The sequence below is a fragment of the Micromonospora aridisoli genome (genome assembly GCF_056150025.1).
Map to the genome: position 1 here is coordinate 1 of NZ_JAXCFK010000098.1, position 593 is coordinate 593.

Here is a 593-nt window from a genome sequence, read left to right on the forward strand (position 1 = left end):
TAAAACCACTCTTAGTAGGTGTCCAAATTCATTAGGGGGCTAAATAGATACCATCACAATAAAGAAAATCTCCCTTTTCTATGCAAGGAACATATAGACTTAGGAGTTCAATATGCTCCACTTCATAACATGGTAAGAGGTTTAGCAAACTGCAGAAAGTGTTATTTACTTCTTTTCACAGGCGAAAATAGCTCTAGATGGAAAGGCGGTATTTCTCCTTTAAATAAAACTTTAAGAGAAGCTGTTTATGAAGTTTGGACTAAACCCTCATTAGAGAAATATTCATTTAAATGTGCAATAACAAACTCTACAAAAGACCTTCATGTGCACCACTATAAAAAGAATTTTAGCGAGATTGTTAAAGAAGCACTGAGCAATTTAAGTTTTGAACCGCAGTCTAAAATTGGCGATTTTACTGTCAATGAGCTTGAGCAAATTAAAAATGAATGTGTAAGACTTCATTTGAATTATGGACTCGGAATTCCTCTAACTAAAAAAATCCACAATCTTTTCCATGAAATTTATGGAACATCCAACAATAATGAGATTCAATTCAACGAGTTTCGAAATCGCTATGAAAATGGTGAATTCGA

At 33.4% G+C, this 593-nt stretch carries 1 protein-coding gene; it reads left to right on the plus strand.

Going from position 1 to position 593, the window contains the following annotated elements:
• Window positions 1–18: 18 nt before the first annotated feature.
• The coding region (locus tag SM447_RS29545) for a hypothetical protein (RefSeq protein ID WP_474576145.1) at window positions 19–593 on the plus strand (575 nt) is incomplete at its 3' end.